This is a genomic window from Citrobacter sp. Cf088 (assembly GCF_030334295.1).
GTDB lineage: Bacteria > Pseudomonadota > Gammaproteobacteria > Enterobacterales > Enterobacteriaceae > Citrobacter > Citrobacter freundii.
The window spans coordinates 1013381-1034273 of record NZ_JAOWEE010000053.1; the positions used below are offsets into that span (position 1 = coordinate 1013381).

Consider the following 20893-nt stretch of genomic DNA (forward strand, 5'->3'; position numbering starts at 1 on the left):
CTAAATTGACAAAAATCCATATTCAGGGAACATAATGGCACACGTGTTTTTGCTTAACAGTACCGTTGTATTCTGGCCAGAGCGGAACGTACTCTACGCGAAATCGGATGAGACCAAACGTATAACATTAAGCAATCCGGCAACCCGTTGTTTACTTTTATTAATTCAACAACAGGGGCAGGTTATTGAACGTGATTATTTCTTTGAGCATGTCTGGTATATTAACGGTGCGCAGGTCACCAATAATACGTTCTATCAGAATATTTCCTTGCTTCGTCGCGCGTTTAAAGAACTTAGCCTGAATGAAGAACTTATCGTAACCGTACCGAAAGTCGGGATCCGCCTGGAGCCACAACTGGAAGTGCTGGAACAGAAGATTGAAGAACCGCTTAGCGAGCTCTCTGTCACGCCATCGGTAACGTCGGTAAATACAGTGACAAAATCACTGCGTATGAGCTCACTGTGCTGGATTCTGGCGGGTGTTGTGTGCTGCGTTATAGCCGCAATAGTGACCTGGGAGGCACAGTTTGATCCCAGACTCAGTCGTTATGTGTCTTTAGGCGTAGGGGAGGGATGCCACTGGTACGCCAATCAGGATGTGCTTAAATTTGATCAGCACCAGCAGTTTATCAAAACAAGTACGCTGGATTGTCAAAGCTATCCCTGGGTTTATCTCACGCTGTATCCTAATTTCCCGCGGATCTCCGCATTAACTTGTCGAAAGCAATATAGCCGCTGGCAGGATAATGATTGTGTGACCCATTATTATTTCGCGGAGTCCAGACATGTGGGGACGTAATATAAAATGGTGTGTTGGCATCATCTTAGCAGTAGCGTTAACAATTGCTGTCACGATGACGTTACAAAACTGGCAGCGGTCACATTTTGATTGCTCCGGAGAATTAGTAATGGAGTATCCAGATATTCGTGGTGATATTTCAGTCAGGTACGTTTTTAATGGCAGCAATGGGGTGGCTATTTTACGCGGAAAAATCACTGATAATAACGGTGAAAAGCTGGCGGTAAATCAAAATGTCTGGTTTACCTTTACCCGCAAGGATGATGATTACTTTATGGAGTCCGGAAATGTCGCTTCAAGTTCCGGTGGCACTAACATTCATCCATTGTTAGCGAGAACGTTGCCAGATTTTTTCCTTAAACCCAAAGAACCATTTTATTTCAGCATATTGCGACTCAATAGCAGTACATGGCAGTTCTATACCAGCCGTTCGCCGTCGGTGTTTTGTCAGCGTTAAACCGTTGAGATTGCACTCTGTATAGCGTTTGCATACAGAGTGCTTGTGCTCAAAGCATTTCAACTGCAGAAGCGAACTTTGTTGCTCAGACCTTCATGATTGGTTATTCGACAGAGAAAGCAGAAGGGGTGAAGACTGAACTTGTCCATGGGATTAGAAGCCTGATACAGTTCAAATTCAATTTAACATAATATACATTATGCGCACTAACGTGAAATGAAGCAGAATCTAAGATTCTTTGGTCATCCTTATCCTTCTTGTGCTGGTTACATATGGTGTTGAAGTAACAGGATCATTAATTTTAATTACTTCCCGCTTTCAGGCGGCGCTGCAGGTGCTGTGTACCAGTCCTCTTTGGCCACCATCACGCTGCTCTCAGGTTGCAGCACAAAGTTTGGAGACATGATCTGTACATTGAACTCATTGAAGACGTCCTGAATATTACTGTGCAGTTCGTTACGCGCATCAGCCAGCGGCACCTCCGGCAGTAAACATACCTGCAGTTCATATGCAATGTACCAGTCCATCAGACTCAACTGACGCACCAACGGCGGCTGAGAAAGATCGATTCCTTTCGCCCGTTTGGCCGCTAACTCCAACATTGCGTGCACTTGCCGCCACGGTGTGTCATAGCCAATGGTGACGCCAATTGTCAGGTTGACGCCGCCGTTTGCGCTTTGCGCACTTAGATTAGTAATTTTCCCGCTGACGACAACTGCATTTGGCACCGTGACTACATAGTTTTCACGGGTGATGATTTTAGTCGCAAGCATGCCAATTTCACTGACCAAACCTTCGTTATCGGCCACCCGAATCATATCTCCTTTACGTAGCGCTCGTGAGTAGATCAAAACCAACCCGCTCATCGCATGATTCATCACCCCGGCCGAACCAAGCGTGAGCATCAGACCAAAGAAAACACTAATGCCTTTAAACGCAAGTGAATTGGCCCCAGGTAAAAACGGATAGGCAGCTGATAACGCAAAGAGCCAAACTACCACCGAAATCAGCTTACGGGTCGCGCCGACTGTATCTGGATGGATCCCCGGCAATTGTAAACGCCCCGCTTCTACTTGGTTGAGCACAGCTTTAAGTAGTTTCAATATTACTACGGTGATAACGAAAATGATTAGCACGATCATTAACCCAGGAAGAGCCGAGACAATCGACAATGCTATATCGCGCACCACTCGAACAAACCAATCACCCAATGACTCTCCCCAAACGCGCGTCCAGGGAAACAGACTAAAGGTCCAGCTGAGCCAGACATACAGTGAGACGATACCCAAGAGGATCATCAATGCTGCAAACAGGCGTGTTTCGATAGCACCGACAAGCCTACGCCACCGCGGAGGGATCCAGCTTCGATTCTCAAAAATACGCCGGCGATAAACACGTTTTACCCAGCGCCAGGAACGGTATGAACCGTACCAAAACAGTATCAATCCAGTCAGTCCTGCTACTGTTTTCACCACCGAAAGCGCCAGCCAGGCACTATTATACTGCTCATTCAATGCCGAACGCTGCTGTTCCATGCGTGCCAACACGCGCTGCGCTGCCTGATCGAGTGTCAGATCATCACCCTCATCAAGATCGCCTGCAGTCAGCAACAGCACCGGCTTGTGATTCATTACGATAAGCCTTCCCGACTGGTTATAGCGGGTGACTGACTCGATTTGTAGAGGCTCACGCACATCGGCTTCGGTGAAATTGCGTAATGTATTGCGGATGCGTAGCACCCGCTCTTCCGGTGTAGTAAGGCCAAATTTTGCCTGTAACATGACAATCGGTTGGTGGAATATATAGACCGTGCGGGCACGTTCTTTCTCGTTCGGCTCCTGACGAGGTTCCGCTGCATTTGCGTTAAAAACCAAAGATGAGAGAAAACACGTTAAAAAAGCGAGCGTAATCCTGTTCATATTCACCACCGGAAATATGAGAATTCTCGTTATTATTCAAAAAGCCAAAGCAAGACGGAGCATCGTTTTAGCATAGACCAGCCTTTCACTTACGCAATAAAGGCACGAATATCGATGACATAGTGGCCGCAGTGGCCTGATTAACACTAACTTGTGCTGAATGATGCTATGCTTCAGAACGCACAATTTAAATCATCAGACAATGCCTAACAAAAACGACAAGATCATCCTGCGCTTTGTGTGCTTACTACTCTTTACCTGTACGCTAACGGGTTGCATATTGACACGCGTTTCCGACAGCGCACATGCCAAAGAGGTCGACAGTTTGAATGTTGTTGGTCTGAGTCAGGATGCCGCAAGAAAAAGAGCAACCGAAAAAGGTTTTGAATGCAGCGAATATAGCAACCTGAATACGGTTGTAACTGACGATGGTGAACATCGATGGCTGCAAACTGAGTGCAGCAAGAAGAGCGCAGAGATGTTTTGCCCGCAAATGCGTTTTGTGGTGCTTAATATCGATCCTAAAACGAATACCGTCATTGAGGTGGGTAAATACATCGATCAACACACATGCTTTTAAAGACTAACAGGTATCTGCACTAATAATCTGGTTAATTATCGACAAAGACGATACAGGACATGTTGTGCTAACCGATGATCTGACGGCAGCGCGGGATGAACAAACTCTTCTGCTTTATTCATACCAAGTCGTATCATCAGTTTCTCTGACGGTGTGTTCAGCACTGAAGTGAATGAAACCACCTCACTTAACGCCAGCTCTTCGAAAGCAAACGTCAGGCATGCTTCGGCGGCTTCCAATGCTACTCCCTGGTGCCAGTATGCTTTAGCAAGACGCCAGCCTATTTCAGTACAGGGTGAAAAATGAAATTTATCAGGTTGTGGATGCAACCCCACACAGCCCACAAACTGGTGTGTTTCTTTTAACTCTACGGCCCAAAATCCCCAGCCGCGCGCTGCAATACCTTCACTAAACCTATCGACCAGGTTATCGCTTTCAGCCTTCTGTAGCGGTGCCGGGAAAAAGCGCATCACGTCAGAATCGGCATTGAGTGCAGCAAAAGGGGCTCGGTCTTTAGCTTCCCACTGTCGTAATATCAACCTTGGTGTTTCCAGCATATTCCTGCCCTTATCATTCATTTTCGTATAATCTTCTAAAATAAGTGGATCATCGGCAAGGGTTTATATCGTCCTTTTCCGATTTTTCCTCTCATACTGGAGATTTATACATGGCCGACTGGAACCCTTCGCTTTATCTGCAATATGAAACTGAACGTTCAAGACCCGCAGCGGAATTACTCAGCCGTGTGGCGTTAGAAAATGTCCGCTCAGTTGTTGATCTTGGTTGTGGCCCTGGAAACAGTACGGCATTGCTGCATCAGCGCTGGCCCACGGCAAAGACAACAGGAGTCGATTCCTCTCCTGCTATGCTGAATGAAGCGCGCAACACGTTACCTGACTGTCATTTTATCGAAGCGGATATTAGCCTGTTTCACCCCGAGCATCCCGTGGATCTGCTTTATGCAAATGCGTCGTTACAGTGGGTACCCGATCACTATGAATTATTCCCGCACCTGGTCTCACAACTGAGTCACAATGGCGTTCTGGCCGTGCAAATGCCAGATAACTGGCTGGAGCCAACGCATGTATTGATGCGCGAAGTGGCTTATGAACAAGATTACCCAGACCGTGGCCGTGCTCCGCTTCCTGGCGTTCACGCCTACTATGATATTTTGGCCGAAGCGGGTTGTGATGTAGATATCTGGCGTACAACGTATTATCACATTATGGATTCGCATCAGGCAATTATCGACTGGGTAAGCTCAACGGGCCTGCGCCCCTGGTTGCAGGATTTGAGCGAAAGCGAGCAACGTCATTACCTGGCTCGCTACCATGAACTGCTCCAGGAACAATATCCGTTGCAGGAGAACGGCAAAATTTTACTGGCATTTCCACGATTATTTATTGTTGCCAGACGCAATAGTTAAGCGTTTATCATCTGGCAGATCACAGGAATAAACTATCAGCCATGCGTACCCTCGCCTTTTTATCATTAGGATCTAGTGGCTATGTCTGGCTTCTGCTAGTGTCTTGCAACATGTTTCTGACGGAGGGTTGTTATGTCTAAAGTCTACATTGGTGGGTGTCTGTGTGGCTCGATCCGTTTCACAGCCAGCAGTCCTAATAATTCCCATACCTGCTCCTGCGATATATGCCGGAAACATACGGGCGCCCCTACCGTCGTCTGGATTGAGTTTGATGCAGAAAATGTAGAATGGACGGGAAAAGCCGGAAAACCGACAACCTGGCGCTCATCAGAAACGACCAGTCGGGCCTTTTGTCCTCAGTGCGGCAGCTCCGTGGGCGCTATCGATGACGCCCCGGTCATTGCGCTTTTAGCCGGTGCTTTTGACGATCCTAACGATGAAGACCTTGCACCGGAGTTTCATTCGTTTTCCGATATGCAGCCCGCGTGGTGGCAAAACGAACGTCGCTAAGTGAGTTGATAGTGCTTATCCGGCATATGTTTTGCTGGCACATTTGTTTCATCATTCATTTGCAGTAAATCGATTTCGATTGCATTGCAAATCGCATCCAGCGGCAGGTCATTGTTCTCAGTACCAAACGGATCTTCAAGTTCTTCCGCAAGCGTATCGAGCGAGATAAAAGTATAGGAAATAAGCACTGAAATAAACGGTGTCATGTAGTGCAGATCCACCACCAGGGCGAATGGCAGCATGATACAGAACAGGTACACCGTGCGATGAAGGATCAAAGTATAAGCAAACGGGACCGGAGTATTCGCAATCCGCTCGCAACCTGCCAATACTGCCGACATATCATTTAATCTGTTGTTTAAACTATGAAATAATATATCGGACAGCTGCCCATCACGTCTACGCACCGCCAACCACTCCCCCATCAACAACAAAATACGGTTTGCCGGGGATTGTGCGGCAAATACCGTTTGCAAATCTTTCTCGCTAAGATATTTCGCTAACGGCTTCGCCTGTGGGTTTCGACGTAACGTCATGCGTAAACAGTGAGCAAATGCAATTTGCAGACGCACAAACTGTCCCAGTTCTGCATCGTCAGGTAACGTGGTTTTTACCTCACGCAGAAGCGATCGGGAAGCAATCATCAACTGCCCCCACAGGTGTCGGGCTTCAACGTAACGTGAGTAGCAGGCGTTATTGCGAAAACCTAAAAAGATCGCTATCGCCACGCCGAGAATGCTGAACGGCGCAAGGGTAAACTTAATGCCCAGCATCGTATACCAGGGCAACATGATAATAACGGCGATGGAAAGCAGGAAGTTCAGCAGCAGACGTGAAAAAATCTTGGATAATACGGAACCGTGCCAGACGAATATCAGGCGCATCCAGTGTTGTTGGGGACGAACAATCATGGTTATCTTCGGGAAAATGTGAAATCCGTCACATTAGACGCGATAGCGATCAATGTTGCAAGTTAATCGCAACATTATCCAAACAACTTTTACCCTGCTTAAAACGAAGCCGCACGGAAGTCACAGACTGGGTTAATGACATAAATAACAAAGTATGTTGTAACTAACTTATATCCAGAAAAAACCCGGCCTGAGCCGGGTTGTCGGTAGTCGTCTTAGCACAGTGGCTTAACGGCTTCCCGCATACCTTTTGCCAGAATGGTATCCAGATCGGTAGAAACCTGTTCCACCAGTCCAGAAACTTGTGTCAGATCTTGCTCCCAGTGTTCTTTAACACCCAGTACAGATTTGACCAACGCTTCGGTGCTTATCTGGCGATCGCGATGCTGGGACCACAGCTGTTGAAAACGTTCTATCCAGTGCGCATCATCCTGAACCGGATAAGACTCACCGTGACGCTCTCCACGATAGAAAGCAATCAATGCGGCAAGCGCAAACGTCAAACGCGCTGGCAGTTTACCGCTGGCCTGTTGCCCTGCCAGCAGTTGCGGCAATATACGGGTGCGGAATTTAGTCATGCCATTCAGGGCAATAGACAACAGCTGATGTTTTATATAGGGGTTGCAGAATCGACCGGTTACCGCGCTGGCAAAAGACGCCAGCTCATCACGAGGTAAATCCAGTACCGGAATGATCTCTTCATAAATAGCTTTTTCAACGAAGGCGCAAATTTCTGCGTCATTCATCGCCTCGCCCACGGTGTCCAACCCTGCCTGCCAGGCAACAGGAACCAGCGCAGTGTGAGCACCGTTGAGAATCGCCACTTTGCGCTCTTTGTACGGTTTGATGTCATCCACAATCAGGACATTCAGCGGATACTTATCCAGACGTAGTTCTGCGGCTAATGACTTCGGCCCCTGAATGACAAAAAGATAGAAATGTTCTGCCGTGTCGAGGAAAGCATCATGATAGCCCAGTTCAGCTTCGAGCTTAGCTACCTCATCACGCGGATAGCCGGTAACAATACGGTCCACCAGCGTAGAGCAAAATGCATTGGCCTGATCCAGCCACTGAATAAACGATTCCGGCAGCATCCATTCCTGAGCGTAGCGCAGAACCAGTTCACGCAGCGCATCGCCGTTATAATCAATCAGTTCGCAAGGGATGATAATCCAGCCTTTATCCAATGCGCCGTTAAAATAGCTGAAGCGTTCGAACAGCAGACGCGTCAGTTTAGCCGGATAACTTACCGCTGGCGCGTCGTCAAACTTATCGCCCGCGTGGTAACTGATACCTGCTTCCGTGGTGTTAGAGAACACAAAGCGCATATCAGGATTATGTGCCAGCTTCAGGAACTCATCGTATTCGCTATAGACGCTGATTTCACGGTTAACTGAACGAATTAGACGAGCATCGCTGACAGCCTCGCCCTTCTCATTCAAACCACGAATGATAGTAGTATAGAGGCCATCCTGCGTACTCAGCGATGGTGGGAAGGTACTTTCGATAGGACGAACAATGACCACACCAGCATTCAGATCGGTATGTTCGTTCAGCAGATCAACCTGCCAGTCTACAAAGGCGCGCAGGAAGTTTCCTTCACCAAACTGAATAATGCGTTCAGGATACTGAGCACCGGGGAAATCGCGACGATTTAGTGTTTGCACAATGGGTTCCCTTTATGATTAGTCACACAACCTGATTGAATTGGTCCAACAGGTTAGCAAACTTTAATACATTGAAACCCTGTTTTGATCAATCCCCGGCGACAAATTAGAGCGTTTTATAGAAAAGTGTGGCCCCGGTCAGCGTCCCATCGGGCATTTGGGCATAGTCAGGTATCACCCCGACCTTTTTCCACCCGCAATTGTGGTAGAACAACTCCGCGCCACTGCCCGTCGCCGTATCAAGCACCAGCAGCGTTTTACCTTGTTGACGCGCGCAACTTTCCAGTTCGTTCATCAATTCACGAGCCAGGCCACCGCGTCGCGCTGAGGGGTGAACCAGCAGTTTGGCAACATCAGCACGATGAGGTTGATTTTCAGGTTGTTCGATAATGAGTTGGACGGTACCGACAAGCGTCCCCTGCGCGTTCTGCGTACCAAGAACGATCCGTTCTCCGCGAGAAACACTTTGCGCGACGTTCATCCAGAAAGGCTCTGATTTTTCGCGATTAAAGGGCAGCATAAAACTGATGGAGGCGCCGTCATTGACGCACCGTTCAAGAACATCGCTGAGCTCGTCGATTCGCGACAGAATCTGTGCAGCGCTCAGCACAAAGCAGTGTTTGCCGGAAGCCATGGTTTCTCCTTAGATTGACCCCTTCATACTGCTTTTAACAATTACACAACACAAGGGGTCATATCATAGGATAATGTTATCTATGGCTTGTTCATCTGAAGTACTAACCAGTGATAAATAACCGTGACAACGTAACGTTTTTGTTCATCGTTTAGCGCTACGCCCTGAGGTATATCATGCCATTTCGCCAGACACCCTCGACAGCACGTTGCCGTAGCATGTTGAGCGATAAATACCGGGTGACCGCGCATGGGAGTTTGTTTACCATCATTGGCGGGAAACGCAGGAGCCAGTCGTTTAGCAATAAAATCCGCAGCATGTTGTTCGATAACCGGCGCCCCTTTATCCAGACAATACTGCCTTTCTTTCTGACCAAGACGAAACCGCGAGCGAAACGTTGATTTCGCCAGCCGGGCAAAAAGAGGATTGAGCGTATTCATCAGTAAACCGAACGCCCCAGCTGTTGTGTTAATTGCTCCAGCACGGCGATACCGGCCAGTGAATTTCCCGCCGGGTCCAGTTCCGGACTCCAGACAGCAATCGCCATCTCGTGAGGCACGATCGCCACGATGCCGCCACCCACACCAGATTTCGCCGGAAGCCCGACCCGCCAGGCAAACTCCCCTGCGTTCTGATACATGCCGCTGGTCGCCATTAGCGCATTGATCTGCCTGGCCTGCATCGGCGTCACCACGGGTTCCGCAAGATGAAAGGCATGCCCTTGATTTGCCAAAAAGACAAAGGTTCGCGCCAACTCCACACAGCTCATTTTTAGCGCGCAGTAGTGAAAGTAATTCTGCAAAACGGTGGTCACGTCATGGTGAAAATTGCCGAAGGATTTCATCAGCCAGGCAATAGCGGCATTACGCGCCGAGTGCTCAAACTCTGATCGCGCGACCGTCGCATCATAAGCGATATCCGAAACACCGCTTAACGCCCGTACCACTTCCAGCATCCGTTGACGCGGTGCGCTTAGACGCCCTTGCAACATATCGCAAACCACCAGCGCCCCGGCGTTAATAAAGGGATTGCGAGGGATACCCTGCTCCATTTCCAACTGCACCAGGGAGTTAAAAGGATGCCCAGAAGGATCTTTACCTACACGCTGCCAAATCTCCTCTTCCTGATAGTGACGCATTGCTACGACCAGGCTGAGCACCTTTGAAATCGACTGAATAGAAAAACGTTCTTGCGCATCTCCCGCCTGATAGTGCTGTCCATCAACGGTACAGATAGCAATACCCAGTTTTGAACCGTCGACAGAGGCTAATGCCGGAATATAATCAGCGACTTTACCCTGACCAATCAGCGGACGAACCTGCTGCACAATGGTCTCTAAAATTGAATTGTCCATGGCCCTGGCCACAACATGCTCCTTGCTCGCAGGTATGAAAGGCCTGCGAGTATAACAGAGCTGAATACGCAGCGTCAGGCGGGAAGGCGGAATCTGGCCACGGCCTGCATAAGCTGGCGGGATTCATGGTGTAGCTGCAAGGAAGAATCAGACGCAGCATTCACCAGATCGCTGGTTTGCCGGGCTTCGCCGTTCAGGACATGCAGCTTTCGAGTCAACTGGTGAATATTGTTCCCTTGATTTAACGTTGCAGTCGAAATGTCGTTCAGCAACGCACCAAGATTCTCAACCAGTGCGATAACCTGCTGCAAATTCTTATCCAGTCCGTTAACCGCGTGAAAGCCCTCTTCAATGCCCTGTAACGAGTGTTTAATCAGTGTCTGAATGTTTTGCGTAGACTGACCGCTTTTTCGCGCCAGCAGCCCAACTTCTTTCGCAACCACGGCAAACCCGCGCCCTTGCTCCCCGGCATGTGCTGCCTCGATTGCCGCGTTAAGAGCCAGGATATTTGTCTGAAATGCAATGTTGTCGATAAGCGTTGTAATCCCTCGCATTTCAGACGAACGTGTCACAATCGCCTGCATTGACGTATTTACCGTCGCCATCATTCGGTCCCCGCCTGCCGCAACATCTCGCGCCTGCACAGCGCGTTGATTCGCCAGTTCAGCAAAGCCACTGTTATCCTCAACATGCATTTCCAGCAACGAAATATGCGATGTCACGCTGCTTAACTCTTCACTTTGTTTCGCCGACTGCTGATATAGCTGTTTATTGTTCTGCGCAAGTTCGTTGATATTTTCTACCATTGCAGTGGTGGCATCGTTCACCTGCTGCACCAGCGCGCAGAGACCTTGCTGCATTGCAGCAATACGCGAACTTAATTGCGTCACTTCCCGGTTAAACTGACTTACCTGCGGGGCCGGGCGAGACAGGTCCCCCGCTGCTAAAATATCGATATGATCGATCAGCCGTCGCAGTGGCATAATCACCCAACGGAACATACTGCGCCAGACCAGAAAGGCGATAACCACCAGCACGAGAGGAATAAACAAAAATAGATTCTGTAAACGCTCAAGACTGGTCAACAGCTGCTGACGCCCAGCTTCCGCATGTCGCCCACTGTGCTGCTGAAAGCGCGCGTAATTAGCGTTAAAGTCCGTCTGAAAGGCCTGCACGGGTACGGCAAAAAACGCATCAATGGAACCTGACTGCATCAGCCCATCCGCCTGCTCCTGAATACCGCTATAAAAACGCTGATAGCTCTCCGTTAGATCCGGATCCGGCTGCGGTTTCATATCCCGCCAGGCATCCCATGCACTTTTTGACTGCGCCAGCGCCCGGTATGCCTCTTCCATTAACGGACGCCAACTCCCGTCCGAACCGGTGGCGGCATCCTGCATAAAATAAACTCCCGCACGGTTAAGTAAATCGCTGGCAGATAATAACGCCACCCGCGCTTCATCAACTTTCGCCTGTTGTATAAGCGCGAGTTGATTACGTCCTTCATTATGCTGTGCGCCGCTGACTGAGGCCGAAAGCATTAAGGAGGACGCGACCTGCAAAACAGAGAACAGCGCAATAATGCAAAAAATGCCGGTTAACAGACCAAACTGATGGGGAATAAGACGACGGAAAATTTGCGTTATGTTCATATTACTCTTCTGTATCAAAGCGTTAGACGCGAGTTTACGGAGAGTAAATGACAGAAAAATTGCAGAAATAAGACAGGTGCCTCCAGCGGAGACACCTACACCATCAAAGGCGGTTTTTCCAGACGGTCTGCACGTTACAAAACTCATGCAGACCAAAGTGCGAAAGCTCTCGGCCAAAACCACTTTTCTTCACACCGCCAAAGGCAACGCGGGCATCGCTGGCACTGTAACCATTGATGAATACGCCACCACACTCCAGGCGCGACGCCATCTTCTGCGCCAGCACTTCATCCGCAGTAAACACCGTGGCAGATAAGCCGAAATCACTGTCATTCGCCAGCGCTAAGGCATGTTCCGCATTCTTCGCCACAGTAATTGCCGCAACCGGACCAAACAGCTCCTGGCGGAACGCCGTCATCTCTGGAGTAACATCGCCCAGTACCGTCACGGCATAGTAATTACCATGTCCCGCAATTTTTTCCCCGCCGAGAAGTAACCGCGCCCCTTCGGCAAGGGTGGCTTCAACCTGCTGGTGCAGCTCATCACGCAGATCAAATCGCGCCATCGGCCCCAGATCGTTTTCTTCGTTCAGCGGATCGCCCATTTTGAGCGCGCTCGCTGCGGCCACAAAGCGTGAAGTAAATTCTGCCGCTATCCCTTCTTCGATAATAAAGCGTTTGGCTGCCGCACAAACCTGCCCGGTATTCTGATAACGCCCGGCGACCGCCGCCTTAACGGCCAGATCGAGGTCTGCATCATTAAGAACAATAAATGGATCGGAGCCCCCCAGTTCAAGAACGCATTTTTTCAACGCGGCCCCCGCCTGGGCGCCAATCGCCGCACCGGCACGAACACTACCCGTCACCGTTACCGCCGTGATACGCGGGTCATTGATCATCTGACTGACCCCTGCGTTATCGGCATTCACCCAAACGTAAACCCCCGCGGGTACACCCGCATCAGCGAAAACCTGCGCAATAATTGCAGCACAGCCGGTTACGTTAGGCGCATGCTTTAACAGGTAACCATTTCCGGCCAACAGAATCGGGACGGCACCTCGCATTACCTGCCAGAGTGGGAAGTTCCACGGCATGATCGCCAGAATAGTTCCTACCGGACGATACTCAATCACCGCCTGGTTATTCTCCACCAGCGTGGGTTCCGGACTGAGCATCGCCGGTCCATGCTCGGCGTACCAGTCACACAACGCTGCTGACTTGGCGACTTCAGCACGCGCCTGCTTAATGGGTTTACCCATTTCACGTGAGATACACTGCGCCATCTCTTCCGCACGATGGCGCAGAGTTTGCCCAATATGGCGTAGCATTTGCGCACGGTGCTCAACGGAAGTTTGTTTCCATTCGCTATAGCCATTCGCTGCAAGGTTCAGCGCATGATCAATCTCTTCCACACTGGCCCACGGCGTCGCCGTCAGTCTTTCACCGCTGGTAGGGTCAATGGAAATCGCATGTGTTGCTGCTGTGATAGTCATTAAGTGCCTCTCTTTATCGCAGGGTATGGTTATATCATGAGCATATTTACTCTTTCTGAAAAATGAATAATATTAACCATACCATTCACGAATAGAGAAAATTATGGATCTGACGCAGCTGGAAATGTTTAATGCCGTCGCGGAGACTGGCAGTATTACGCAGGCCGCCGCGAAGGTTCATCGCGTGCCATCTAATCTCACCACCCGTATACGTCAGCTTGAAGCCGACCTGGGCGTTGATCTGTTTATTCGTGAAAACCAGCGTCTGCGGCTTTCCCCATCCGGGCACAACTTTTTGCGCTACAGCCAGCGGATCCTCGCGCTGGTTGAGGAAGCCAGGATGGTCGTCGCCGGGGATGAGCCGCAAGGACTCTTCTCTCTCGGCTCGCTTGAAAGTACAGCAGCAGTACGCATCCCCGCCACACTGGCTGAATATAACCAGCGTTACCCAAAAATTCAGTTCGCGTTAGCGACAGGTCCTTCAGGCACAATGCTGGACGGCGTGCTCGACGGTACATTGAACGCTGCCTTTGTCGATGGCCCAATTACCCATCCAGGCCTTGAAGGAATGCCGGTCTACCGTGAAGAGATGATGATTGTCACTCCTAACGGTCATCCCCCCATTCAGCGGGCCAGCGACGTCAACGGTTGCAGTATTTACGCCTTTCGCGCCAACTGTTCCTATCGCCGCCATTTTGAAAGCTGGTTTCATGCCGATCGCGCCATGCCCGGCACCATTCACGAAATGGAGTCATATCACGGTATGTTGGCCTGCGTCATTGCCGGAGCGGGTATCGCACTGATCCCGCGTTCGATGCTGGAGAGCATGCCAGGGCATCATCAGGTCAACGCCTGGCCGCTAAGCGAGAACTGGCGCTGGCTGAATACATGGCTGGTCTGGCGCAGAGGTGCAATGACGCGGCAACTGGAAGCGTTTATTGAGGTGTTGAACCCTCAGTTATCACAAAGCCCGGAGTAACTGGCGATCCTCAAAGAACATGAATAACTGTATATCCGGGTGAAGTCATACCCCCGGAATTTCATTATTATTGAAATACTTAAAAATATGAGGAATGTTCGGCAGCAAATTATAGCGCCCTGCCAATGAAATGAGATCCGCATCACAAAATGATTGTATTTTCGCCAGCAAACGTTTTAAGATCGTGGCCTTACCTTTTCGCAGCTAATCCTCTTATTTGATATGACAACAGACACTGTTTCCCGCAAGGTCGCGTGGCTACGGGTAGTTACGCTTGCCATTGCCGGTTTTATTTTCAATACCACAGAGTTTGTCCCTGTCGGTTTGCTTTCCGACATCGCACAAAGCTTTAATATGCAGACCGCTCAGGTCGGGATCATGCTGACGATCTACGCCTGGGTTGTTGCCCTGATGTCGCTCCCCTTCATGTTACTTACCAGTCAGGTAGAGCGCCGAAAACTTCTGATCTGTCTGTTTGTTGTGTTTATCGCCAGCCATGTGCTCTCTTTCCTGGCATGGAATTTTACCGTGTTGGTAATTAGCCGTATTGGTATTGCCTTTGCGCACGCTATTTTCTGGTCGATCACCGCATCGCTGGCAATTCGCCTGGCTCCTGCCGGGAAACGTGCACAGGCTCTCAGCCTGATTGCCACTGGCACTGCGCTGGCGATGGTATTGGGGCTGCCCATCGGGCGTATCGTCGGTCAGTATTTTGGCTGGCGCACGACCTTCTTCGCCATCGGTATGGGGGCGTTAGTTACCCTGCTTTGCCTGATTAAGCTCCTGCCCAAACTACCCAGTGAGCACTCCGGCTCTTTAAAAAGCCTGCCCGTGTTATTCCATCGCCCGGCATTGATGAGTCTGTATCTACTGACGGTGATTGTGGTCACCGCGCATTATACGGCCTACAGCTATATCGAGCCGTTCGTGCAGACCGTCGCGGGCCTGAGCGCAAATTTTGCTACTGTCTTATTGCTGGTTCTGGGTGGTGCGGGAATTGTCGGTAGCGTCATTTTCGGTAAGCTGGGTAATCTGCATGCGTCCGTACTTATTAGCAGTGCCATTGCCCTGTTGACGATATGCCTGGTACTGTTACTTCCCGCCGCTGACAGCGAAATGCACCTTGCCATCCTGAGTATTTTCTGGGGCGTCGCCATCATGCTGATAGGCCTGGGTATGCAGGTGAAAGTGCTGGCGCTTGCTCCGGATGCGACTGACGTCGCAATGGCGCTGTTCTCAGGAATCTTTAATATCGGTATTGGCGCTGGCGCGCTGGTAGGCAATCAGGTGAGTTTGCACTGGTCGATGTCTACGATTGGTTACGTCGGCGCAGTGCCTGCCGTTGCCGCGTTGATATGGTCGGTGATTATCTTTCGTAAATGGCCGGTATCACTGGAAGAACAGCCTCAGCATTCATAAAAAATATGCCCGGTAAATATTACCGGGCATAGTGTTTTAAGCGTAGGTTTTGATAATTTCCAGCACGCCGTTAATAATAAACTGCACGCCCATACACACCAGCAGGAAGCCCATCAAACGAGAAATCGCTTCGATACCACCTTTACCGACCAGCCGCATGATCCCCCCGGAACTGCGCAAACAGCCCCACAGGATAATCCCGACAACCGCAAAAATAATCGGCGGCGCGATCATTATCACCCAGTCCGGAAATTCGGAGCCATGACGCACGGTTGACGCGGAGCTGATGATCATCGCAATCGTCCCCGGACCGGCAGTGCTTGGCATAGCCAGCGGTACAAAGGCGATATTGGCCGTCGGTTCGTCTTCCAGCTCTTCAGACTTGCTTCTCGCTTCCGGAGAATCATGCGCCTTCTGCTGTGGAAACAGCATCCGGAAGCCGATAAACGCAACGATTAACCCACCCGCAATACGTAACCCGGGAATCGAAATCCCGAACGTATTCATTACCACCTGCCCGGCGTAGTACGCCACCATCATAATGGCAAATACATAGACAGATGCCATGAGTGACTGACGGTTACGCTCTGCGCTGTTCATATTGCCGGCGAGGCCAAGGAACAACGCCACGGTGGTTAACGGGTTTGCCAACGGTAACAGGACTACCAGCCCCAGTCCTATTGCTTTAAACAAGTCCATCATAATGTCATCTTTCCTGTGCGTTAATCGTCAGCGGCAAGTATACGGTGAAATCCGCGAGATAAGCCATTTTCGTGATGTAAGGATTCATTTTTCATCCGCACGTATAAACCATAATTATCAAACCGTTAAAATTCCACTTGCCAGGTATTGAGTCTGATGATTTAGCAAAACGTGGCATTTGCGGATCCATTCGTTTGACTTATATTTGCCTAAGCAATAATATCAGCCGTGACTAACTACTTGCCAGGGCAACCATTGTGAAAAACACCAGTGATCTGTTTAACGAAATCATCCCACTGGGTCGTTTGATCTATATGGTTAATCAGAAAAAAGATCGTTTGCTAAACGACTATCTGTCACCGCTGGATATCACGGCATCGCAGTTCAAGGTGCTCTGCTCCATCCGTTGCGCGGTGTGCATCACCCCTGTCGAATTGAAAAAAGTGCTGTCTGTCGACCTTGGCGCCCTGACGCGGATGCTGGACAGACTGGCCTGTAAAGGCTGGATAGAAAGGCTTCCGAATCCACATGATAAGCGTGGCGTGCTGGTGAAACTCACCGATCATGGCGCAGCAATTTGCGAGCAGTGTCATCAATTAGTAGGGCAAGACCTGCACCAGGAACTAACAAAAAACTTAACGGCGGATGAAGTAGCCACACTTGAGCACTTGCTTAAGAGAATCCTGCCGTAAACAGAAAGAGGTATGACGATGTCCAGACGCAATACTGACACAATCACTATTCATAGCATTTTGGACTGGATCGAAAATAACCTTGAATCGCCGCTCTCGCTGGAAAAAGTGTCTGAGCGTTCAGGTTACTCCAAATGGCACCTGCAACGGATGTTTAAAAAAGAAACCGGTCATTCACTGGGTCAATACATTCGCAGCCGTAAAATGACTGAAATAGCGCAAAAATTAAAAGAGAGTAACGAGCCCATTCTTTATCTGGCAGAGCGTTACGGTTTTGAGTCTCAGCAGACGCTGACCCGGACATTCAAAAACTATTTTGATGTTCCGCCGCACAAATACCGTATGACGAATATGCATGGCGAATCGCGCTATTTGCTTCCACTCAATCAATGTAATTGCTAATCGCCAGTTAACGACGTAACCGAGGAAATCATGAAACTTCTGTCTTATGCGATGCTGGCCCTGCTTTTTGTTGTTTCGGGTCAGAGCATGGCGGAACAGACCGCGCAACCTGCCACACAGAACAGTCGCAACGCGATGATTATGCCCCCTGCGCACGATCAGTCCCCGTTCGATTTTAATCATATGGGTGCAGGCAGCGACAAGTCCGACGAATTAGGTGTGCCTTATTACAATATGCGCAACCTGTAATTATATTGCCCCGCTACTGCGTAATACTTGTCAGTTAACGAACCGGAGGTAATAAATCTGTTGCCTCTGTCGCATTGTTACGTTCACCTTATATTTTTCACTTATCTGAAACCAGATTGCCTGTGAACGTGTTAAGGGTACTATCGCCGTACCCTTAACAATCCCGGCTCCCGGCGGGAAAATTGCCACTTCGTGGTTCCCTCCGATTATTCCTTCAGGCTTTCGGGCCGGGCGCGAGGCAACTTCCCTGTAAAGCGCGCCCTGAGCCAGCATCCATGCTGGCTCTCCCGGCCTTACGGAAACACGTCGGCAATTTTCAGCCGGACCAGTCCACACCTGTCCACCTGCGTTTTTTGTTTGAACAGCAAAACAGATTTAACTGGAAGTCAGAGAGTTGAAGCGATACCCCCGGTCCGGCTGAAAATCGATGAGGCGTTGACGGCTGACCGGGTCTGCCCGCAGGGATGCGGGCAGAGGGGACGGCCTGCAGGGACGCAGGCTCGGCCCCGACCCGACAGGCAGACGGAATAAGACGAATACATCGCGCAGCGACGATTTTCCCGCCGGGAGCCTGGGTTGCAAGGGAGGCGGCGGTGAGCCTCCCTTGCACGTTCACGGATATCAGTGCCTCAGAGAAGTTATGCCGCTGAGGTGAACGGAACCCTGATCCTGAATTACATGTTCTCAATAATGCTTAACTGACGCAGGCATCACCCGTCACTGCGGGGCTTTTTTTAGCCTCTCACCGACGCAATTTTACGCAACCGAAAACCAAACACATTGATATACAGCCCAGCCATGATCAGTAGCGCGCCAAGTAGCTGTAATCCGCTAAGCGTTTCGTCCAGCAGTACGGCCGCACTCGCCAGACCGACAACCGGCACCAACAGCGATAGCGGCGCTACCCGCCAGGTCTCATAGCGTCCGAGTAACGAACCCCAGATGCCATAACCCACAATGGTCGCCACAAACGCCAGATACACCAGTGACAAAATGGTTGTTATATCTATCGCCACCAGACTTTGGGTAATTTGCACTGGACCATCGAGAAGTAATGAGGCCAGGAAGAACGGAACAATGGGGATTAACGCGCTCCATACCACCAACGACATAACGGCCGGACGCGATGTATGCTGCATGATTTTTTTGTTAAAGATATTGCCGCAGGCCCAGCTTAGCGCCGCCGCCAGCGTCAGCATAAAACCGAGCATGCCAACATGCTGACCGTTCAGACTGGCTTCAATCAGTACCAGCACACCAAATACCGCCAGCGCAATTCCTACCAGCTGTTTACCCTGCAGACGTTCGCCAAAGGCGAATGCCCCCAGAATGATGGTGAAAAACGCCTGAGCCTGTAATACCAGAGAAGCTAACCCGGCAGGCATACCAAATTTGATGGCGCTGAAGAGAAACGCGAACTGTCCAAAACTAATTGTCAGGCCGTAGCCGAGTAAAAGCGAAAGCGGAATTTTCGGGCGGGCAACAAAAAAAATCGCCGGGAACGCCACCAACAAAAAGCGTAACCCTGCCAACATCAACGGCGGCATATTGTGCAAACCCACTTTAATGACAACAAAGTTCAGTCCCCAAACCACAACGACCAGTAACGCCAATAACCCGTCTTTACGCGACATACCACCGCCCCTGCAAATATTAAATTTTTGTAAACAAGTTAAAGTAACGGAAATCGTTGTACCGTAACAGATCATTAATTCAGGTAGGCCACACAGGGCATTTTCGGACAACTTATTGGGTGTACATCACACTTTTAGCATGCTATTTGTTTCTGATATCTAAAAAAAACATAACAACATGCATTGTCGGGCAGGAAAATGAATATCTCTCTGAGAAGGTCCACTCTCGCGTTACTTGCGTCATCTTTGTTATTAACCATTGGTCGTGGCGCCACGCTGCCATTTATGACGATTTACCTCAGTCGACAGTATCAACTGAGCGTCGACCTGATCGGTTATGCGATGACGGTTGCACTGACCATAGGCGTCGTCTTCAGCCTTGGCTTTGGTATTCTGGCCGACAAGTTCGATAAAAAACGCTATATGTTGCTGGCTATCTGCGGCTTTGCCTCCGGCTTTATTGCTATTCCGCTGGTGCATAACGTCGTGATAGTGGTTTTGCTCTTTGCCCTGATCAACTGCGCCTACTCCGTCTTCGCCACGGTGCTGAAAGCCTGGTTTGCCGATAACTTGTCTGCGACCAACAAAACGAAAATTTTCTCACTTAACTATACCGTGCTGAACATCGGCTGGACCGTTGGTCCGCCGCTGGGTACGCTGCTGGTTATGCAAAGCATTAACCTGCCGTTCTGGCTGGCTGCCGCCTGTTCTGCGCTACCTCTGGTGTTTATCCAGACGTGGGTAAAACGTTCACCAGCAACCGCAGAAGGTGTAAATGCCGCTGTTTGGTCCCCTTCAGTACTGCTGCGCGACAGAGCATTATTCTGGTTTACGCTGTCAGCATTTTTGGCATCATTCGTTGGCGGTGCCTTTGCATCCTGTATTTCGCAATACGTTATGGTGGTTGCAAACGGCGATTTTGCCGAGAAAGTGGTGGCAGTCGTCCTGCCCGTCAACGCCGCCATCGTAGTATCACTGCAATACGCACTTGGTCGCAGGCTCACCGCCACGAATATCCGCCCGTTAATGACATTGGGTACAGTCTTCTTTGTCGTTGGCCTGGTTGGTTTCGCTTTCTCCGGCAACAGTCTGTTGTTATGGGGAATTTCTGCTGCCTTTTTCACTATCGGCGAAGTCATCTACGCGCCGGGTGAATACATGCTTATCGACAACATCGCGCCAGCAGGTATGAAAGCCAGCTATTTTTCCGCCCAGTCGTTAGGCTGGCTTGGCGCAGCGGTTAACCCATTAGTCAGCGGCGTCATTTTAACCACATTGCCACCATGGTCGCTGTTTGTGGCGCTGATAGTGGCGATCGTTCTTGCCTGGGCGCTAATGATAAAAGGCATGCGCGCCAAACCCTGGGGCCAGAGGGCGGTCTGCTAGTTATTATGTTCGCGACAGAGCCACAGTCG

Annotated in this window: 22 protein-coding genes; 11 read left to right on the top strand and 11 right to left on the bottom strand. The window is 50.0% G+C overall.

The genetic code is table 11. The features are described 5' to 3' along the window. Window positions 1–34: 34 nt before the first annotated feature. The gene (locus OGV71_RS17730) at window positions 35–799 is read left to right on the top strand and encodes a winged helix-turn-helix domain-containing protein (protein ID WP_286533768.1); all 765 of its coding nucleotides are present in this window, start codon (window positions 35–37) and stop codon (window positions 797–799) included. Further along, window positions 786–1256 (top strand): YqeJ family protein, encoded by a 471-nt coding sequence (locus OGV71_RS17735; protein WP_016150237.1) that lies wholly within the window; start codon window positions 786–788, stop codon window positions 1254–1256. Before OGV71_RS17730 ends, OGV71_RS17735 begins: the two co-directional genes overlap by 14 nt. A 305-nt stretch (window positions 1257–1561) precedes the next feature. On the opposite strand, the gene OGV71_RS17740 is transcribed toward OGV71_RS17735, so the two are convergent. Continuing rightward, on the bottom strand, window positions 1562–3175 hold the full coding sequence (locus tag OGV71_RS17740) for a mechanosensitive ion channel family protein (protein ID WP_071696097.1): 1614 nt from the start codon (window positions 3173–3175) through the stop codon (window positions 1562–1564). Window positions 3176–3455: 280 nt separating this feature from the next. On the opposite strand from OGV71_RS17740, the gene OGV71_RS17745 reads away from it, so the two are divergent. Beyond that, window positions 3456–3755 (top strand): hypothetical protein, encoded by a 300-nt coding sequence (locus OGV71_RS17745; RefSeq protein WP_286533770.1) that lies wholly within the window; start codon window positions 3456–3458, stop codon window positions 3753–3755. A 35-nt stretch (window positions 3756–3790) separates the two neighbouring features. Here the strand turns inward: OGV71_RS17745 and OGV71_RS17750 are convergent, their stop codons facing one another. Beyond that, the gene (locus OGV71_RS17750) at window positions 3791–4312 is read right to left on the bottom strand and encodes a GNAT family N-acetyltransferase (RefSeq protein ID WP_003032443.1); all 522 of its coding nucleotides are present in this window, start codon (window positions 4310–4312) and stop codon (window positions 3791–3793) included. A 110-nt stretch (window positions 4313–4422) separates the two neighbouring features. Between OGV71_RS17750 and tam the strand changes: the two genes are divergently transcribed. Then, window positions 4423–5181, top strand: a complete 759-nt coding sequence (gene tam / locus OGV71_RS17755) for a trans-aconitate 2-methyltransferase (RefSeq protein WP_286533773.1) — start codon at window positions 4423–4425, stop codon at window positions 5179–5181. 132 nt (window positions 5182–5313) lie between these two features. After that, window positions 5314–5691 (top strand): GFA family protein, encoded by a 378-nt coding sequence (locus OGV71_RS17760; protein ID WP_003032441.1) that lies wholly within the window; start codon window positions 5314–5316, stop codon window positions 5689–5691. Here the strand turns inward: OGV71_RS17760 and OGV71_RS17765 are convergent. From OGV71_RS17765 to sad, 7 genes are all read right to left on the bottom strand, one after another. Further along, a complete protein-coding gene (locus OGV71_RS17765) occupies window positions 5688–6602 on the bottom strand; it encodes a bestrophin family protein (protein ID WP_003032440.1) in 915 nt (304 codons plus the stop codon). The two genes, OGV71_RS17760 and OGV71_RS17765, sit on opposite strands and share 4 nt — an antisense overlap. 215 nt (window positions 6603–6817) lie before the next feature. After that, complete coding sequence (locus OGV71_RS17770; RefSeq protein ID WP_071696095.1) at window positions 6818–8269, bottom strand: tagaturonate reductase; 1452 nt, start codon at window positions 8267–8269, stop codon at window positions 6818–6820. Between the two features lie 106 nt (window positions 8270–8375). Beyond that, window positions 8376–8903 (bottom strand): GNAT family N-acetyltransferase, encoded by a 528-nt coding sequence (locus tag OGV71_RS17775; RefSeq protein WP_204583535.1) that lies wholly within the window; start codon window positions 8901–8903, stop codon window positions 8376–8378. Between the two features lie 80 nt (window positions 8904–8983). Then, window positions 8984–9343, bottom strand: coding sequence for a DUF4186 domain-containing protein (locus tag OGV71_RS17780; RefSeq protein ID WP_204583537.1), 360 nt, complete (start codon window positions 9341–9343; stop codon window positions 8984–8986). Continuing rightward, a complete protein-coding gene (gene glsB / locus OGV71_RS17785) occupies window positions 9343–10269 on the bottom strand; it encodes a glutaminase B (RefSeq protein WP_003032436.1) in 927 nt (308 codons plus the stop codon). Before glsB ends, OGV71_RS17780 begins: the two co-directional genes overlap by 1 nt. A 62-nt stretch (window positions 10270–10331) precedes the next feature. After that, complete coding sequence (locus tag OGV71_RS17790; RefSeq protein WP_071696092.1) at window positions 10332–11909, bottom strand: methyl-accepting chemotaxis protein; 1578 nt, start codon at window positions 11907–11909, stop codon at window positions 10332–10334. Between the two features lie 103 nt (window positions 11910–12012). Then, window positions 12013–13401, bottom strand: a complete 1389-nt coding sequence (gene sad / locus OGV71_RS17795; protein ID WP_286533775.1) for a succinate-semialdehyde dehydrogenase — start codon at window positions 13399–13401, stop codon at window positions 12013–12015. Between the two features lie 103 nt (window positions 13402–13504). On the opposite strand from sad, the gene ptrR reads away from it, so the two are divergent. Continuing rightward, window positions 13505–14380, top strand: a complete 876-nt coding sequence (gene ptrR / locus OGV71_RS17800; protein ID WP_003032431.1) for a putrescine utilization regulator PtrR — start codon at window positions 13505–13507, stop codon at window positions 14378–14380. Between the two features lie 222 nt (window positions 14381–14602). Then, complete coding sequence (locus tag OGV71_RS17805; protein ID WP_003032430.1) at window positions 14603–15799, top strand: sugar transporter; 1197 nt, start codon at window positions 14603–14605, stop codon at window positions 15797–15799. A gap of 36 nt (window positions 15800–15835) precedes the next feature. Here OGV71_RS17805 and OGV71_RS17810 read toward each other — a convergent pair whose 3' ends face one another. Continuing rightward, complete coding sequence (locus OGV71_RS17810) at window positions 15836–16501, bottom strand: MarC family NAAT transporter (RefSeq protein WP_003032428.1); 666 nt, start codon at window positions 16499–16501, stop codon at window positions 15836–15838. A gap of 257 nt (window positions 16502–16758) precedes the next feature. Here OGV71_RS17810 and marR point away from each other — a divergent pair, with 257 nt between their 5' ends. The 3 genes from marR to marB are packed head-to-tail and all read left to right on the top strand — an operon-like array spanning window position 16759 to window position 17844. Continuing rightward, window positions 16759–17193: a multiple antibiotic resistance transcriptional regulator MarR gene (marR, locus tag OGV71_RS17815; RefSeq protein ID WP_003032426.1), complete on the top strand. Its 435-nt coding sequence runs from the start codon at window positions 16759–16761 to the stop codon at window positions 17191–17193. A gap of 18 nt (window positions 17194–17211) precedes the next feature. Beyond that, a complete protein-coding gene (gene marA / locus OGV71_RS17820; protein WP_003032424.1) occupies window positions 17212–17595 on the top strand; it encodes an MDR efflux pump AcrAB transcriptional activator MarA in 384 nt (127 codons plus the stop codon). Window positions 17596–17625: 30 nt separating this feature from the next. Then, complete coding sequence (gene marB, locus OGV71_RS17825; RefSeq protein WP_204583539.1) at window positions 17626–17844, top strand: multiple antibiotic resistance protein MarB; 219 nt, start codon at window positions 17626–17628, stop codon at window positions 17842–17844. Window positions 17845–18578: 734 nt separating this feature from the next. On the opposite strand, the gene eamA is transcribed toward marB, so the two are convergent. After that, window positions 18579–19478, bottom strand: coding sequence for an O-acetylserine/cysteine exporter (eamA, locus tag OGV71_RS17830; RefSeq protein ID WP_204583541.1), 900 nt, complete (start codon window positions 19476–19478; stop codon window positions 18579–18581). A 198-nt stretch (window positions 19479–19676) separates the two neighbouring features. Here eamA and ydeE point away from each other — a divergent pair, with 198 nt between their 5' ends. Continuing rightward, on the top strand, window positions 19677–20864 hold the full coding sequence (ydeE, locus tag OGV71_RS17835) for an efflux MFS transporter YdeE (RefSeq protein WP_204583543.1): 1188 nt from the start codon (window positions 19677–19679) through the stop codon (window positions 20862–20864). Window positions 20865–20893 lie beyond the last annotated feature (29 nt).

Coding starts and splice junctions, on each gene's coding strand:
- OGV71_RS17730 (WP_286533768.1), top strand. CDS start 35: ATGGCACACGTGTTTTTGCTTAACAGTACCGTTGTATTCTGGCCAGAG.
- OGV71_RS17735 (WP_016150237.1), top strand. CDS start 786: ATGTGGGGACGTAATATAAAATGGTGTGTTGGCATCATCTTAGCAGTA.
- OGV71_RS17740 (WP_071696097.1), bottom strand. CDS start 3,175: ATGAACAGGATTACGCTCGCTTTTTTAACGTGTTTTCTCTCATCTTTG.
- OGV71_RS17750 (WP_003032443.1), bottom strand. CDS start 4,312: ATGCTGGAAACACCAAGGTTGATATTACGACAGTGGGAAGCTAAAGAC.
- tam (WP_286533773.1), top strand. CDS start 4,423: ATGGCCGACTGGAACCCTTCGCTTTATCTGCAATATGAAACTGAACGT.
- OGV71_RS17760 (WP_003032441.1), top strand. CDS start 5,314: ATGTCTAAAGTCTACATTGGTGGGTGTCTGTGTGGCTCGATCCGTTTC.
- OGV71_RS17765 (WP_003032440.1), bottom strand. CDS start 6,602: ATGATTGTTCGTCCCCAACAACACTGGATGCGCCTGATATTCGTCTGG.
- OGV71_RS17775 (WP_204583535.1), bottom strand. CDS start 8,903: ATGGCTTCCGGCAAACACTGCTTTGTGCTGAGCGCTGCACAGATTCTG.
- OGV71_RS17780 (WP_204583537.1), bottom strand. CDS start 9,343: ATGAATACGCTCAATCCTCTTTTTGCCCGGCTGGCGAAATCAACGTTT.
- OGV71_RS17790 (WP_071696092.1), bottom strand. CDS start 11,909: ATGAACATAACGCAAATTTTCCGTCGTCTTATTCCCCATCAGTTTGGT.
- sad (WP_286533775.1), bottom strand. CDS start 13,401: ATGACTATCACAGCAGCAACACATGCGATTTCCATTGACCCTACCAGC.
- ptrR (WP_003032431.1), top strand. CDS start 13,505: ATGGATCTGACGCAGCTGGAAATGTTTAATGCCGTCGCGGAGACTGGC.
- OGV71_RS17805 (WP_003032430.1), top strand. CDS start 14,603: ATGACAACAGACACTGTTTCCCGCAAGGTCGCGTGGCTACGGGTAGTT.
- OGV71_RS17810 (WP_003032428.1), bottom strand. CDS start 16,501: ATGATGGACTTGTTTAAAGCAATAGGACTGGGGCTGGTAGTCCTGTTA.
- marA (WP_003032424.1), top strand. CDS start 17,212: ATGTCCAGACGCAATACTGACACAATCACTATTCATAGCATTTTGGAC.
- marB (WP_204583539.1), top strand. CDS start 17,626: ATGAAACTTCTGTCTTATGCGATGCTGGCCCTGCTTTTTGTTGTTTCG.
- eamA (WP_204583541.1), bottom strand. CDS start 19,478: ATGTCGCGTAAAGACGGGTTATTGGCGTTACTGGTCGTTGTGGTTTGG.
- ydeE (WP_204583543.1), top strand. CDS start 19,677: ATGAATATCTCTCTGAGAAGGTCCACTCTCGCGTTACTTGCGTCATCT.